This is a genomic window from Limimaricola hongkongensis DSM 17492, from assembly GCF_000600975.2.
In the GTDB taxonomy this organism is placed as follows: domain Bacteria; phylum Pseudomonadota; class Alphaproteobacteria; order Rhodobacterales; family Rhodobacteraceae; genus Limimaricola; species Limimaricola hongkongensis.
On sequence record NZ_KK088649.1, the window covers coordinates 94,581 to 108,719 of the forward strand.

Annotated in this window: 14 protein-coding genes and 1 pseudogene; 3 read left to right on the forward strand and 12 right to left on the reverse strand. The window is 69.8% G+C overall.

All coding sequences use genetic code 11. From position 1 onward, the window contains the following. Positions 1-5 precede the first annotated feature (5 nt). The 4 genes from LOKHON_RS02435 to hspQ all read right to left on the reverse strand — a co-directional run bounded on the left by LOKHON_RS02435 (position 6) and on the right by hspQ (position 2,198). A complete protein-coding gene (locus tag LOKHON_RS02435; RefSeq protein ID WP_051059638.1) occupies positions 6-692 on the reverse strand; it encodes an RluA family pseudouridine synthase in 687 nt (228 codons plus the stop codon). Further along, positions 676-1,242 carry a helix-turn-helix domain-containing protein gene (locus LOKHON_RS02440; protein ID WP_017927997.1) on the reverse strand — a complete coding sequence of 189 codons (567 nt, stop codon included), beginning with the start codon at positions 1,240-1,242 and terminating at the stop codon, positions 676-678. Before LOKHON_RS02440 ends, LOKHON_RS02435 begins: the two co-directional genes overlap by 17 nt. A 76-nt stretch (positions 1,243-1,318) precedes the next feature. After that, the gene (locus tag LOKHON_RS02445) at positions 1,319-1,792 is read right to left on the reverse strand and encodes a GAF domain-containing protein (protein WP_033315485.1); all 474 of its coding nucleotides are present in this window, start codon (positions 1,790-1,792) and stop codon (positions 1,319-1,321) included. Between the two features lie 79 nt (positions 1,793-1,871). Next, on the reverse strand, positions 1,872-2,198 hold the full coding sequence (gene hspQ / locus LOKHON_RS02450) for a heat shock protein HspQ (protein ID WP_017927995.1): 327 nt from the start codon (positions 2,196-2,198) through the stop codon (positions 1,872-1,874). An 83-nt stretch (positions 2,199-2,281) separates the two neighbouring features. On the opposite strand from hspQ, the gene LOKHON_RS02455 reads away from it, so the two are divergent. Both LOKHON_RS02455 and LOKHON_RS02460 read left to right on the forward strand, forming a co-directional pair. Further along, a complete protein-coding gene (locus LOKHON_RS02455; RefSeq protein ID WP_026147419.1) occupies positions 2,282-3,166 on the forward strand; it encodes an AEC family transporter in 885 nt (294 codons plus the stop codon). 73 nt (positions 3,167-3,239) lie between these two features. After that, the gene (locus LOKHON_RS02460; protein ID WP_026147418.1) at positions 3,240-3,824 is read left to right on the forward strand and encodes a transglycosylase SLT domain-containing protein; all 585 of its coding nucleotides are present in this window, start codon (positions 3,240-3,242) and stop codon (positions 3,822-3,824) included. 51 nt (positions 3,825-3,875) lie between these two features. On the opposite strand, the gene LOKHON_RS02465 is transcribed toward LOKHON_RS02460, so the two are convergent. The 3 genes from LOKHON_RS02465 to LOKHON_RS02475 all read right to left on the reverse strand — a co-directional run bounded on the left by LOKHON_RS02465 (position 3,876) and on the right by LOKHON_RS02475 (position 9,502). Continuing rightward, a complete protein-coding gene (locus LOKHON_RS02465; RefSeq protein WP_017927992.1) occupies positions 3,876-4,481 on the reverse strand; it encodes a LolA family protein in 606 nt (201 codons plus the stop codon). Positions 4,482-4,703: 222 nt separating this feature from the next. Continuing rightward, on the reverse strand, positions 4,704-8,306 hold the full coding sequence (locus LOKHON_RS02470) for a DNA translocase FtsK (protein WP_017927991.1): 3,603 nt from the start codon (positions 8,304-8,306) through the stop codon (positions 4,704-4,706). A 17-nt stretch (positions 8,307-8,323) separates the two neighbouring features. After that, positions 8,324-9,502: an aminotransferase class I/II-fold pyridoxal phosphate-dependent enzyme gene (locus LOKHON_RS02475; protein WP_017927990.1), complete on the reverse strand. Its 1,179-nt coding sequence runs from the start codon at positions 9,500-9,502 to the stop codon at positions 8,324-8,326. 217 nt (positions 9,503-9,719) lie between these two features. Here LOKHON_RS02475 and LOKHON_RS02480 point away from each other — a divergent pair. Then, positions 9,720-10,932, forward strand: a pseudogene (locus LOKHON_RS02480) (FAD-dependent monooxygenase). A gap of 33 nt (positions 10,933-10,965) precedes the next feature. Here the strand turns inward: LOKHON_RS02480 and LOKHON_RS16420 are convergent. From LOKHON_RS16420 to LOKHON_RS02505, 5 genes are all read right to left on the reverse strand, one after another. Then, positions 10,966-11,118, reverse strand: coding sequence for a Trm112 family protein (locus tag LOKHON_RS16420; RefSeq protein ID WP_245631424.1), 153 nt, complete (start codon positions 11,116-11,118; stop codon positions 10,966-10,968). 113 nt (positions 11,119-11,231) lie between these two features. Beyond that, entirely contained in the window at positions 11,232-11,873 is a 642-nt protein-coding gene (locus LOKHON_RS02490) for an LON peptidase substrate-binding domain-containing protein (protein WP_026147416.1), read from the reverse strand. Positions 11,874-11,900: 27 nt separating this feature from the next. Next, a complete protein-coding gene (gene trxA, locus LOKHON_RS02495; protein ID WP_017927986.1) occupies positions 11,901-12,821 on the reverse strand; it encodes a thioredoxin in 921 nt (306 codons plus the stop codon). A gap of 93 nt (positions 12,822-12,914) precedes the next feature. Continuing rightward, positions 12,915-13,703, reverse strand: coding sequence for an exodeoxyribonuclease III (locus LOKHON_RS02500; protein ID WP_017927985.1), 789 nt, complete (start codon positions 13,701-13,703; stop codon positions 12,915-12,917). An 80-nt stretch (positions 13,704-13,783) separates the two neighbouring features. Further along, the gene (locus LOKHON_RS02505) at positions 13,784-14,107 is read right to left on the reverse strand and encodes a hypothetical protein (RefSeq protein WP_017927984.1); all 324 of its coding nucleotides are present in this window, start codon (positions 14,105-14,107) and stop codon (positions 13,784-13,786) included. Positions 14,108-14,139: the final 32 nt, after the last annotated feature.

Sequence of the window (14,139 nt, forward strand, 5' to 3'; positions counted from 1 at the left end):
CGCGGCTAGAAGGGGGCCTTGGCCTTGAACCGCACGCCGCGCCCGCCATCGGGATGCCTGAGCTGCAGCGATTCGGAGTGCAGCATCAGCCGGGGGTGATCGTCGCGCGCCGCGCCCTCGGCATAGAAGGGATCGCCCAGGATCGGGTGCCCGAGCGCCAGCATGTGCACCCGGAGCTGGTGGCTGCGCCCGGTCTTGGGGCTGAGCCGCACCCGGCTTTCGGCGTCGCCGGCGCGCAGCACGCGCCAATCGGTCACCGCCTGCCGCCCGTTCTCGTGATCGACCATCTGGCGCGGCCGGTTCGGCCAGTCGACGATGAGCGGCAGGTCGACCGTGCCGGTCGCGGGTTCGAGCCGCCCCTGCACCCGCGCGACATAGGTTTTCCTGGCCTGGCGCTTTTCGAATTGCAGCCCGAGATGGCGCTGGGCGTGCGGGCTGAGCGCGAAGACCATGACGCCCGAGGTATCGCGGTCGAGCCGATGCACCAGCAGCGCCGTCGGAAACGCCTCCTGCACCCGGCTCAGCAGGCAATCGGCGAGATGTTCGCCCTTGCCCGGCACCGACAAAAGCCCGGCGGGCTTGTCGACGATCAGCAGCTCGTGATCCTCGTGGACCACCGCGAGCGGCTCCATGGGCGGGTCGTAGGCGCTTCCGAAATCGGGTGCGGGCGGGGTGTCAGGCGTCCGGGTCATCCGGCAGCGGTGCCAGCAGCCAGATCACCGTGCAAGGGGTGTCGTGCGGATTGAGCCAGGTTATCTCCTCGTCGCGGGCCCAGAAGCTGTCGCCGGGGCCGAGCACGTGGTGGCGCCCGCCGATCCAGATCTCGAATTCGCCCTCGAGCACGTGGCCCAGCTCGATCCCACCGCGCCGGGCCGGTTGCTCGGAGGCCGAGCGTGGCAAAAGCTGGCTGCGGAAAAACTGGAGCCCGCAAATATCGGGCGTCAGCATGTCATCCACCGCGCCGGTATTGTCGGCCGGAAGCGAGCGGCGCTGCGCGGCACGCAGCACGTCGGATTCCTCGGGGATCAGGGCGGTGCCGTTGCGAAACATCTGCGACAGCGGCATGTCGAAGGCCCGCGCGAAGGCCACGAGATCGGCGTAATCGGGCCGGGACCGGCCCCGCTCCACCTGGCTGATCCAGCCGGTGGAGCGATTGGTCAGCGCCGCGAGGTCGGCGATTCTCAGCCCCCGCGCCTTGCGCAGACGCCGCAGGTCCTGTCCTAGTTCGCTTGACTCCGGCACGCCATCACTCACAAAAAATGCCTTTTAGTACAGGCTGTCACGCTTCTCCCTCAGGACGGGCGCCACTGCAACGGATTTATGCACGCCGGGCGCTCTGGTGCCCGGCGAACACGGTGCCGAGCAGGGTTTCGAGCCGTTCGGCATCGGTGTGGTCGAAGGCGTCGGGCTGGTCGCTGTCGATGTCGAGCACCGCGAAGACCCGTCCATCGGCGTCGTGCAGCGGGATCACCAGCTCGGAGCGGGTCGAGGCGGCGCAGGCGATATGGCCCGGAAACGCCTCCACATCCGCGACCAGCTGCGTCTCGCCGCTGCGCGCCGCCGCGCCGCAGACGCCGCGATCGAAGGGAATGGTCAGGCAGCCATGGCCGCCCTGATAGGGCCCGATCTTCAGCAGGCCGGGCGCGGTGACGCGGTAGAACCCGGTCCAGTCGAAGCGGTCGTCGGAATGATGCAATTCGCAGGCGATGGTCGCCATCAGGGCGATTTCATCGGTCTCTCCCTCGGTCAGGGCGAGGATTCTCCCGCGCAGTTCGTCGAAGGGCAATGGCATCGTCATAAGGGGCTCCTGCTCGGCGATCCGGCAGGTGTAGCGGTCCGCGCCATCCGCGCAAACCGCCGAAATCGCACATTCAGTTCAGATCGACCTGAAGCGGGTAATGCCCGTCCTCGAACGGGCCGAACAGGTCGTCCAGATCGGGGTGGTCGACCGGCTCGCCGGAATAATCGGCCACGAGATTCTGTTCGCTCACATAGGCGACGTAATAGCTCTGCGCGTTCTCGGCGAGCAGGTGGTAATAGGGCTGCTGCTTGGCCGGGCGGCTGTCTTCGGGAATCGCCTGGTACCATTCCTCGGTGTTCGAGAAGATCGCATCGACATCGAAGACCACGCCGCGGAACGGGTGCTTGCGATGGCGGACCACCTGGCCCAGTGAATATTTGGCGCGCGACTTCAGCATGGCAGACCGTCCTTTCCACCAGTATTACCCTCAAAGCCCCTCACAGGTCCATGCGGGGCGGTCAAGTGGGGGAGAAACAGTCCGTGAACCTTGTCCTGACAGTGCTGGAGATCACTGCGCCGGTCTTTGTCCTCGCCACGATCGGCTATGTCTGGGTGCGGCTCGGCCTCGCCTATGACGTGCCCTTCGTCAGCCGCATGGCGATGACGATCTCGGTGCCCTGCCTGATCTTCGTGGCCCTGATGCAGACCGAGATCGACCCGTCGGCGCTGGCGGCGCTGTCGCTGGCTTCGGCGGCGAGCTACGCGGTGCTGGCGGCGCTGCTGGCGCTGCTGCTGGCCGCGCTGCGGCTCGACATGCCGACCTACCTGGCGCCGCTGATCTTCGGCAATACCGGCAATCTCGGCCTGCCGCTGGCGCTGTTCGCCTTCGGGCAGGAAGGGCTGGGCTACGCGGTGGTGGTCTTCGCGGTGATGGCGATCGGCTCCTTCACCTTCGGGATCTGGCTGGTGGCCGGGCGCGGATCGCTGGGCCGGGTGCTGCGCGAGCCGCTGGTCTGGGGCACGGTGCTGGGCGCCTTGTTCCTGTGGCGCGGCTGGCAGACGCCGGATGTGGTCACCAACACGCTGGATCTGGTGGGCCAGATGGCGATTCCCATGATGCTGATCACGCTGGGCGTGGCGGTGGCGCGGCTGCGGCCCGGCACGCTGGCGCTGTCGACCGGGCTGTCGGCGGCCAAGATCGCGCTTTGCGCCGCGATCGCCACCGGGCTGGGGCTGTGGTTCGGGCTGCCGCCGGTCGCCTTCGCGGTGCTGGTGCTGCAGATCTCCACCCCGGTCGCGGTCACCTCCTATCTTCTGGCCGAGAAATACGGCGCCGACGCCCAGGCCGTGGCCGGGCTGGTGGTGACCTCGACGCTGCTGTCGGTGGTCGCTTTGCCGCTCATCCTTGCAATCGTGATCGCCTGACCCCGCCTCGCCTGTTTCGCAACCCTGCGGCTTCGGCTAGGCTCACGGAAAAACCAGAACATGCGAGGGGCAGATGAGCAGACTCTTTCGCGCCATGATCCTGTTGACCGTCCTGGCCGGATGCGGACCGCGCGATTTCGCCGCGCCGCGCGAGCTGGACGACGCCTGCAGCATCGTGCGTGAGCATCCCGACTATCTCCGCGCCTTCCGGGCGACCGAACGCAAATGGGGCGTGCCGGTCCCGGTGCAGATGGCGATCATCTACCAGGAGAGCAAGTTCGTCGGCAACGCGCGCACGCCGCTGCAATGGAAGCTCGGCGTGATCCCGGTGGGGCGGCAATCCTCGGCCTATGGCTACAGCCAGGCGCTCGACGGCACCTGGGACGAGTATCTCGAACAGGAGGGCGGCTGGCGCCACAAGCGCGACAACATCCGCCATGCCACCAACTTCATGGGCTGGTACATGAACGGCACCAAGCGCGAGCTGGGCATTCCGCTCTATGACACGCGCAACCAGTATCTCGCCTATCACGACGGGCGCGCGGGCTACCGGCGCGGCACGTGGAAATCCAAGGGCTGGCTGATCAACGTGTCGGATTCGCTGGCCCGGCGCACCCTGCTCTACGACAGCCAGCTGCGCGCCTGCAACAAGCGCTGAAACGCCAAGGGGGCGGCCACCGGGCCGCCCCCTTTCGCATTGCGGCGGGTCTCACCAGTTCGACATTTCCGATCGGATGTTGAATTTCGCATCCGAGATGCCCGCCCCGGCGGCCAGGTCGTTGAGCACCACGGTGGTCTTCCGGCCGGCATCGTCGGTGACCACCCACTGGCGCAGCTCCACCGGATCGGCGGTGAACACCATCTGGATCGACCCCATCTGCGGCCGCGCCGGGTCCTGCGCGGTCACGGTGGTCTTGGTCCCGTCGGAGCTGTGCCCGGTCACCATCCCGGCGCGGCCGAGATCGACGTTGCGCTCGAGAATGATGCTGAGCGGCGTCTGGTTCAGCGGGTAGCGCTCCGGCCCGGTGTTGGAGCGGGCGTCGAACACCGCCACCTGGCCGCCGCCCGCGATCATCATCGAACGGTCGCCCGCATATTCGAAGCGGATCCGGCCCGGACGCTTGATGTACATCGTGCCGGTCTGGATCGAACCGTCGCCGTTGATCTGGGTAAAGCCCGAGGTCGCCGATTGCAGGCCGTTGAGATAGCCCGAGATCTCGCCCAGCGAAAGCTGGCGCGCGAGCGCGGGACCGGCGGCGAGAGCGAGCCCGGCGGCGGCGAGCGAGGCGAGGAAGCTGCGTCGGATCATGGTCATGTCTGGCGTGGTCCTTCATGTCGTGGCCCCCGGCAAACAGGGAGGGGGCGCCTTGCCACTCGATATAGGTCCGCTCTGCCCGATTGTCCGCCGCTAGGCGATATCGCGCGCCCCGTCAGCCGATGACCGGGCCGCAAAAAAGCCCCCCACCCGGCGGGGCAGGGGGCTTAAGCCATTGATATCAATCCGGCGGCTGCCCCTCACGCGGGGCTCGCGGCGATGTCAGTGCACCTCGGGCACCAGCACCTCGCGCTTGCCGACATGGTTCGCGGCGGAGACCACGCCCTGATCCTCCATCTGCTCGACCAGCCTTGCCGCCTTGTTGTAGCCGATCGCCAGCTTGCGCTGGATGTAGGAGGTGGAGCATTTGCGGTCACGCGCGACGATCTGCACCGCCTGGTCGTAAAGCGCGTCCTCGCTGTCCGAGCCGGAGGTCGAGGAGCCGCCCCCCGCGAGGCCGAGCACGGCGTCGATGTCCGAGCTCTTCTCCTCGTCCGGGCCCTCGACCACGCCGCCGACGTAATCGGGCGGGCCAAAGCCCTTGAGGTAGGTCACGATCTCCTCGACCTCCTCGTCCGAACAGAACGGCCCATGCACACGGGTGATCTTGGAGCCGCCCGCCATGTAGAGCATGTCGCCCATGCCCAGAAGCTGCTCGGCGCCCTGTTCGCCAAGGATCGTGCGGCTGTCGATCTTCGAGGTGACCGAGAAGGAGATCCGGGTCGGGAAGTTGGCCTTGATCGTGCCGGTGATGACATCGACCGAAGGCCGCTGCGTCGCCATGATCAGGTGGATTCCGCTCGCCCGCGCCATCTGCGCGAGGCGCTGGATGCAGGCTTCGATCTCCTTGCCCGCGACCATCATAAGGTCGGCCATCTCGTCGACGATGACGACGATGTAGGGCAGCACCTCGGGCTGGAACTCGTCGGTCTCGAAGATCGGATCGCCCGTTTCCTCGTCGAAGCCGGTCTGCACCGTGCGCGAGAACATCTCGCCTTTCGACAGCGCGTCGCGCACCCGGCCATTGTAGCCGTCGATGTTGCGCACGCCCATCTTCGACATCTTGCGGTAGCGCTCCTCCATCTCGCCGACGACCCATTTCAGGGCGACGACCGCCTTCTTGGGGTCGGTGACCACGGGCGAAAGCAGGTGCGGGATGCCGTCATAGACGCTGAGTTCCAGCATCTTGGGGTCGATCATGATCAACCGGCATTCCTCGGGCGACAGCTTGTACAGGAGCGACAGGATCATCGTGTTGATCGCGACCGACTTGCCCGAGCCGGTGGTGCCCGCGATCAGCAGGTGGGGCATCTTGGCGAGGTTGGCGATCACCGGCTCTCCGCCGATGTCCTTGCCGAGCGCCAGCGGCAGCTTCATCTGCTGATCGCCGTAATCGCGCGCGGTGAGGATCTCGCGCAGCGCCACCATCTCGCGCCGGGCATTGGGCAGCTCGATGCCGATGACCGAGCGGCCCGGCACGGTCGAGACCCGCGCCGAGAGCGCCGACATGGAGCGCGCGATGTCGTCGGCAAGGCCGATCACCCGGCTCGCCTTGAGGCCCGGCGCGGGCTCCAGCTCGTACATGGTGACGACGGGGCCGGGACGGACCGAGACGATCTCGCCCTTCACGCCGTAATCGTCGAGCACGCCTTCGAGCATGCGCGCGTTCTCTTCGAGCTGCGCATCGGGAAGATGGTGCCGTTCGATCGCGGAGGGGTCCATCAGCAAATCAAGCGGCGGGTATTCGTAGTCGGGATAGGCCTCCTGCGGCGCGGCGGGCTGGCTCGGCGGCGCCACCGGCGCGGGCTGCGGCGCGGCGCGAGCGATCTCGGCGGTCGGGCTCATCGGTCGCGCGGGCGCGGCGGGCACAGCGGGCGCGGATCGCTGCGCTGCGGGGGCCGGAGCGGCAGCGGGGGCCGGCGCGGCGGGTGCGCACGGCCCGGTCAGCGGCGGCTCTGCCATGCGCGGGGCGGCAGCGGGGGTCTCGTCGCGATCCGGGGCATCGATGTCCCGCGGTGCGGGCGCCGCGTCCCGGCCCTGCAGGGGCGCATCGTCATACGCGTCCGCCTCGGGGGTCTCGTCCCAGCCCTGCACCGAGGCGTCATCGCCATCCGCCATGGGGGCGTCGTTCCAGCCCGCCTGTTCGGAGGCGGTCTCGGCCCAGCCGGGGGGCGTGCCGGTCCCGGCCTGCGTCGGTTCGGGCGCGGGCTGCGCATCGACGTCCTGCGGCGCGGCCCGGTCGCGCGCCAGCGGCGGTTCGACACGCGGGCCGGGGGCCATCTCGGTGCGGCTCGCCCCGAGCGCCTGGCCCGCGATCGCCTGGCCTGCGGCGGCCAGCCCGGCCCCGGCGGCGGCGAGACCGGCCCCCGCGACGGCACGCGGCGTCTTGGTGATCATCAGCGGCTTGGGGCCGCGGCCGCGCGTCAGCGCCGGTTCGATCCGGCCCTTCTGGAACGGCGGCATGGTGTCGGCGCCGGTGCGGGCGCGGATCGCGTCGGTGATGCGCGACCGGACCCGGTCCTCGTCGACCGGGGCCTGTTGCGGGGCCTGCTGCGCGGTCAGCGGCGGCTCCACCGGGCCGGGCTGCGGCGTCTCGCGCGGCTCACCACGGCGCAGCAATTGCGGCATCCGCGACAGCAGCCCGCCGGAGGGTTCTTCGGCGCGGCTCGGGCGCGGCGGCGCGGCCAGCGTGCCCGGCGGCGCGGGCGGCAGGCGGCGCGCCGGGGCCTGCGAGGCGGGCGCGTCCCGGTCGGCGTGGGCCTGCTCGGGCCAGCCCTCATCGGCATGGCCGGTCTCGACCCAATCGGCCCGGTCGTCATCGGGCCAGCCGGCATCCTCGGAGGGCATCGGCGGCGGCGGCGGCACCGGCGAGCTGCGCGGTTTCACCCGCGTCACGGCGGGCGGCATCCGGCGCGCCGGGGCCGCCTCTTCGATCAGGGCGTCGTCATCGTCGTCGCGGGGCTCGACCGGCGCGGTGCTGGCGCTGGCCATGCGCTTGGCGGCATGGGCCCGCACCACGGCAGAGACACGCTGGTTGCGGTCGGGCTCTGGCACGGCGCGGGCGGCGGCCTCTTCCTCCGCGGCAAGCGCGGCCTCGCGGCGCATCTGCTCGCGCCGGGTCTCGATCTCGTCGCCGATCCGGGCGCGCATCACCTCGGCGGCGCGCATCGACACGGTGGCCCCGCGCCCCATCAGCCGCAGGCCGAGCGCATAGGCCAGCACCAGCCCCAGCAGCAGCAACCGCCACAGCGACTGTGTTTCCTCGCGGGTGAAGCCGGTGACATAGGCCCCGGCGGCCACCACCCCCGCCCCGAGCAGCAGCGCCAGCAGGTTCACCCCGAACCCCGCGCCGAAGGGCAGGATCGTCAAGAGCAGGCCAAGCACCGTGTCGCCGAACAGCCCGCCGGTGCCGAAATTGTGGCTCCAACCCGCGGGCGGCGTCAGCGTCGCGGCAAAGACCGCCGCCAGCGCCACGACGATCGGCGCGAACATGAGACGCGACACCACGCGTTCCTCGCCCCGGTGCAGCGCCAGCCGCCCCCCCCATGTCAGCAGCACAAGCGGCAGCATCCACGCGCCGCGCCCGACGATCATCACGATCGGCTGCGCCACCGAGGCGCCGAACCGCCCGAGCCAGTTCTGCACCGGCGCGTCCGAGGCCAGCATCCAGTTGGGATCGTCGGGCGAATAGGAGCCGATCATCATCGCGACCATCAGCCCCAGCGCGATCAGCACAAGTCCGAGCAGCTCCTTGCCGCGCTTTTCCAGCGCCGCCTGCGTGTTGCTGTCCAGCAGGGGCTCTCGCCCCCTCGTCTGATACGCCATGTCGCTCGTCCTCTCGCTCAGTCGTAGAGGCAGTCGCGGAGTGTCGTGAGCCCGCGCTGCATCTCATCCGCCGGGGCCACCATGGCGACCCTGACATATCCCTTGCCGGGATTTTCTCCGTTCACGTCGCGCCCCAGATAGGCGCCGGGCAGCACCCGCACCCCCGTCTCGCGCCACAATTTCAGCGCCGCCGCCTCGCCATCCGCGACCGGCAGCCACAAGAAGAACCCGGCCTCGGGCGCGGCATATCCGGGCGCGTTGCCAAGCACCGCGTCCGCGATGTCGTATTTCGCGGCGTAGAGCGCGCGGTTTTCCACCACGTGATCCTCGTCCGACCACGCCTTGGCGGCCACCGCCTGCAGCGGCAGCGGCAGCGGCGCGCCGGCATAATTGCGCAGCTGGCGCATCCGCCGGATCGATTCGGGGCCGCCCGCGGCAAAGCCCGCGCGCAGGCCCGGCAGGTTCGACCGCTTGGAGAGCGAGTTGAACACCACCAGCCGCTCGGGGTCGGCGCCCATGGCGTCGGCCACGGCGAGCGCGCCCGGCGGCGGCGTATCGCGCCAGATCTCGGAATAGCACTCATCCGCGAAGACGCGGAAATCATGGCGCTCGGCCAGCTCCATGAGCCGTTTCAGATAGGCCTCGGAGGCCACCGCGCCCTGCGGGTTCGAGGGCGAGCAGAGATAGAAGATCGCCGTACGATCGAGCGTCTCGGCCCCGATCGCGTCGAGATCGGGCAGGAAACCGGTCCCGGCGGTGGCGGGCAGGTAGCGCGGCTCGGCCCCGACCGACAGCGCCGCCACGGCGTAGACCTGGTAGAACGGGTTGGGCATCAGCACCAGCGGCGCCTGACCGCGCCTGGTTTCGGGGCACAGCGCCATGGCGGCGTTGTAGAGCCCCTCGCGGGTGCCGTTGAGCGCCAGGAGCCGGTTTTGCGCCACCGCGATGCCGTAGCGCCGCCCGATCCAGTCCGAGATCGCGCCCAACAGCATCTCCGAGCCTTCGTTGACCGGGTATTTGCCGAATCCCTGCGCGGCGTCGGCGATGGTCGGGCCGACCCAGTCCGGGTAGGGGTGCTGCGGCTCGCCGATGGTCATGGCCAGCGGCGCACCACCCGGCTTGTGCGCATCGAGCAGGCTCCGCAGACGCGGGAACGCGTATTCCGGTAGGTCCGAGAACCGTTCGGGGAAATCCATTGCTGCCTCATGAACGGGGGTCATGCCAATGCCCCTCTTGGCAGGAAACTACCCGCGCGGGCAGGACGATGTCCAGCATTCGCCCCCTGCCCGGCCCGCATGTGTCTTTCGAGCCAGCGCCACCCGGCCCCGCCGCGCCGCGAACGCCGCGCGCCCGTGGCGACCGGCGACGCCGGGGCGCATGGACAATCCCCTCCCCCGCCCCATAGTCAGCGGCATGAAACACGACAGCGACATCCTCATCGCGGGCGGCGGGCTGAACGGCCCGGTGCTCGCGCTCGCGCTGGCCCGCGCGGGGCTCTTCGTGACCCTCGTGGACGCCGCCCCGCCCGCCCCGGCATCCGGGGCCTTCGACGGGCGCGCCTATGCCATCGCCGCCGGGTCGCGGCGGATGCTGGCGCGGCTCGGGGTGTGGGAGCGGTTCGCCGCGCAGGCGCAGGAAATGGTCGAGATCAAGGTCACCGACGGGCGCGCCGGCGAAGGCGCTTCGGCCTGGTGGCTGCATTTCGATTCGGCCGAGATCGAGGACGGCCCGATGGGCCACATGGTCGAGGACCGGCACCTGCGCGCCGCGCTCGCCGCAGCGCTGGCGGAAACGGAAGGCGTGACGCTGCGCGCCCCCGACCGGGTGGTGGCGCAGGAGAGCCGCGCGGAGGGCGTGTCGGTGACGCTCGGCTCGGGCGATGTGCTGACCGCGGGGCTGCTGGTCGGCTGCGACGGGCGCGCAAGCGGCACCGCCGCGCGGGCGGGCATCCGGCGCAGCGGCTGGGGCTACGACCAGAGCGCCGTGACCTGCACGGTGGAACACGAGCTGCCGCACAAGGGCATCGCGCACCAGTTCTTCATGCCCGGCGGGCCGCTGGCGATCCTGCCGCTCACCGGCAATCGCAGCTCGATCGTCTGGAGCGAACGCAGCGCCCGCGCCGAGCGGCTCGTGGCGATGGACGACGCGGCCTTTCTCGACGCGCTGCGCCCGGCCTTCGGCAATTTCCTCGGCGAGATCGCCCTCACCGGGGCGCGGGGGCTGTTTCCGCTCGGGCTGAGCCTCGCGGAGCGGTTCACCGCGCCGCGCGTGGCGCTGGTGGGCGATGCGGCGCATGGGCTGCACCCGGTCGCGGGACAGGGGCTCAATGCCGGTCTGCGGCGACGTGGCGGCGCTGGCCGAGGTGCTGCGCGAAGCGCGCATGCGCGGCGAGGAGATCGGCAGCCCGCTTGTGCTCGACCGCTACGCGCGCTGGCGGCGGTTCGACACCGCGACGCTGGCGGCGACCACCGACCTGACGACGCGGCTGTTTTCGAACGACAACCCGGTCTTGCGGCTGGCGCGCGATGCCGGGATGGGAGCGATCAACGCCATCTCGCCGCTGCGGCGGGCGATGATCCGCGAGGCGGCGGGGCTTACCGGCGACCTGCCGCCGCTGATGCGCTGACGGCCCCTCTCGGGGGCCGCCGCACCGGTCGCCTCAATCGATCGTGCGCGCCTCGTCGGCGAGCATCACCGGGATGCCGCCCCGGATCGGGTAGGCCAGCCCGGCGGCACGGCTGACGAGTTCCTGCGCCTCGGCATCGTAGCGCAGCGGTCCTTGTGTCTGCGGGCAGACCAGCGCCTCGAGCATGCGCCGGTCGAAGGCGGCGCGCCCGGCACGCGGATCGGGCTCGCGCTCGGGGATCGGATCGACGGGCGGCACCGGGTCGGGCGGGGTGTCGGGCGGCAGGTTCGGGTCGTCGCTCATTGCATTCTCTCCTCGCCGGAACCGCCGCGCAGGGCGAATTCGATCAGCGTCACAAGCGTCTCGCGCCGCTCGGACAGGGTCGGCGCCTCCAGAAGCGCCTGCCGCTCCTCGCAATCGAAGGGGCAGAGCATCGAGAGCGAGTTGATCAGCAGCTCGTCCTCGGCCTCCTGCAGGTTTTCCCAGTCGGTCGAAAGCCCCTGCTCCTCGAAGAACCGGCCCAGCAGGTCGAGAAAGGGCGCGCGCCGCATTCCCGGATCGCTCTCGACCGCGCCGCGGTCGCGCTCGAAGCCGGTCCAGCCGATCTCGCAGCGGCGATAGGGGGTGAACCCGTCCAGCTCGCGCCTGACCCGGAACCGCGAGATCCCCGCGAGGGTGATCATGTAGCGCCCGTCCTCGGTCTCGGAAAAGGCGGTGAGCCGACCGGCGCAGCCGATATCGTGCAGCCGCGTCTCGCCCGCGGGGGTTTCATAGGGCTGGATCATGCCGATCAGCCGCTCCGGCGTCTTCATCACGTCTTCGACCATGGCGAGGTAACGCGGCTCGAAGATGTGCAACGGCAACCGGGCGCGCGGCAAGAGCAGCGCCCCCGGAAGCGGGAAGACCGGGATAGTGTCGGGGAGATCCACGCCTGTCATCATGCGGGGCGACCTAGCCTGCCGCGCGGCTCAGGCAAATATCATCGAGGACAGCTTGCGCCGTCCCGCCAGCGCGATCGGGTCCTTGGCGGGCAAGGCCTCGAAGATGGTGAAGAGCTGGGCCTTGGCGGCGGCGTCGTTCCATTCGCGGTCGCGACGGAAGATCTCCAGAAGCTGGTCGACCGCCTCGGCGGTCTCGCCCTTGGCATGCAGCGCGGTGGCAAGGTCGTAGCGCGCCTGCAGATCCGCCGGATCGGCCTCGACGCGGCCGCGCAGCTCGGCCACCGGCCCGGCGTTCGACGCCTGCTTGGCCAGCGCGATCTGCGCATGCGCCGCGTCCAGCTCGGGCGTGCGGGCGATCTCGGCGGGGGCGCCGTTGAGGATCGCCTCGGCCTGCTCGACCTGGTCCAGCGCCAGATGCGCGGCGACGAGACCGGCATAGGCGGCGGCGTTCTTGTCGTCTTCCTGCAAGATCGCGCCGAACACCTCGGCCGCGCTCGCGGCGTCGCCCTCGTCGAGCATGCCCTGCGCCGCCTCGATCGCGTCCGCGAGGCCGCCATCCTCCTCGCCGCCGCCCAGCGCGACGAGTTTCTGGACGAACGTCTCGATCTCCGAGCCGGGCAGCGCGCCCTGGAAGCCGTCGACCGGCTGGCCCTGCCAGAAGGCATAGACGGTCGGGATCGACTGCACCTGCAGCTGGCCCGCATAGGCCTGGTTCCGGTCGACGTCGATCTTGACCATCTTCACCTTGCCGCCGGCCTTCTGGACCGCCGCCTCCAGCGCCGGGCCCAGAGTCTTGCACGGCCCGCACCACGGCGCCCAGAAATCGACGATCACCGGCACCGTCTTCGAGGTCTCGACCACGTCCTGCATGAAGGTGGCGTCGGAGCCCTCGCGGATCAGGTCGTCCTTGGCGGGGGCGGCGGGGGCGCTGTCGTTGAGACCGAGCATTGAGAGGCTCCTGCTTGCATGCGTGGCGGCCCCGTGGGGCCTGATGTTTCGATGAGACTATATGTGGGCCCGGCGCCCTCGCGCCAAGCCCCTCTAGAGGTCGAAGCTGGCGAAGACCGGGGCGTGGTCCGACGGCTTGTCCCAGCCGCGCGCCGATTTCAGCACCCGGCTGCCATGCGCGGCGCCCGCGATGTCCGAGGTCGCCCAGACATGATCGAGCCTGCGGCCCCGGTCGGCGGCCTCCCAGTCCTTGGCCCGGTACGACCACCACGAATAGAGCGGCCCGTCGGGAATGTCCTGCCGGGTCACGTCGACCCAGTCGCCCGCATCCTGCACCTGCGCGAGATGCTCGACCTCGATCGGCGTGTGGCTGACCACCTTCAAAAGCTGCTTGTGGCTCCAGACGTCATCCTCGCGCGGCGCGATGTTGAGATCGCCCACGAGGATCGCGCGTTCGGGCCGGTTGGCGTGGAAATCGTCGCGCATATGGGTGAGGTAGTCGAGCTTCTGGCCGAACTTCTCGTTCTTTTCGCGGTCCGGCTCGTCGCCGCCCGCGGGAACATAGAAATTGTGGATCGTCACGCCGTTCTCCAGCCGCCCGGCGATGTGCCGGGCATGGCCGAGCCCCGCGTGATCATGCGCCGCGACCTCCTCGATCGGCAGGCGCGACAGGATGGCGACGCCGTTATAGCCTTTCTGGCCGCGCGCGATCATGTGGTCGTAGCCCAGCGCGCGGAAGGCTTCGAGCGGGATCTTCTCGACCGGGCTCTTGCATTCCTGCAGGCACAGAACGTCCGGCCCCTCCTCCTGCAAGAGCCGCGCGACCAGCGTTTCGCGCAGGCGGACCGAGTTGATGTTCCAGGTGCAGAGCGTGAAGGGCATGCGCGGTCTCCGGGCTGTCGGGCCGGGCCTGCCTAGCCGGTCGCGCGCCCGAGCGCCACCCACCGCCCCGGCCCCGGATCTCAGGGCTGGATGGTGAAGCGTTCGGATTCGCAGACATCGACCCGGCCCGGCACCACGGCGCCGTCCGAAAACATCATGAGCAGGTCATAGAGGCATTCGGACACGTTGCGGATGGTGACGTCGGCGTTGCGCCCCGAGGGCAGCACGTATTCCCCCAGAAGATCGTCGCGCCAGTATTCATCCGTCACCGGCGAGGCGAACATGCGCACCAGATCCACGCCGGAGCGGTTGCGCACCTGCAGCGTCTCGGTCTCGGCCAATGCGGTGGTCGCGAGCAGCGGCACGAGCGCGGCGGCGAAAAGGAACGGGCGGAAGACTTGCATCAGGGCTCTCCTGTCGAGGGGCCGTGCCAGCC

Coding starts and splice junctions, on each gene's coding strand:
- LOKHON_RS02435 (WP_051059638.1), bottom strand. CDS start 692: ATGACCCGGACGCCTGACACCCCGCCCGCACCCGATTTCGGAAGCGCC.
- LOKHON_RS02445 (WP_033315485.1), bottom strand. CDS start 1,792: ATGCCATTGCCCTTCGACGAACTGCGCGGGAGAATCCTCGCCCTGACC.
- hspQ (WP_017927995.1), bottom strand. CDS start 2,198: ATGCTGAAGTCGCGCGCCAAATATTCACTGGGCCAGGTGGTCCGCCAT.
- LOKHON_RS02460 (WP_026147418.1), top strand. CDS start 3,240: ATGAGCAGACTCTTTCGCGCCATGATCCTGTTGACCGTCCTGGCCGGA.
- LOKHON_RS02465 (WP_017927992.1), bottom strand. CDS start 4,481: ATGACCATGATCCGACGCAGCTTCCTCGCCTCGCTCGCCGCCGCCGGG.
- LOKHON_RS02470 (WP_017927991.1), bottom strand. CDS start 8,306: ATGGCGTATCAGACGAGGGGGCGAGAGCCCCTGCTGGACAGCAACACG.
- LOKHON_RS02475 (WP_017927990.1), bottom strand. CDS start 9,502: ATGGATTTCCCCGAACGGTTCTCGGACCTACCGGAATACGCGTTCCCG.
- LOKHON_RS16420 (WP_245631424.1), bottom strand. CDS start 11,118: ATGCTCGAGGCGCTGGTCTGCCCGCAGACACAAGGACCGCTGCGCTAC.
- LOKHON_RS02490 (WP_026147416.1), bottom strand. CDS start 11,873: ATGATGACAGGCGTGGATCTCCCCGACACTATCCCGGTCTTCCCGCTT.
- trxA (WP_017927986.1), bottom strand. CDS start 12,821: ATGCTCGGTCTCAACGACAGCGCCCCCGCCGCCCCCGCCAAGGACGAC.
- LOKHON_RS02500 (WP_017927985.1), bottom strand. CDS start 13,703: ATGCCCTTCACGCTCTGCACCTGGAACATCAACTCGGTCCGCCTGCGC.
- LOKHON_RS02505 (WP_017927984.1), bottom strand. CDS start 14,107: ATGCAAGTCTTCCGCCCGTTCCTTTTCGCCGCCGCGCTCGTGCCGCTG.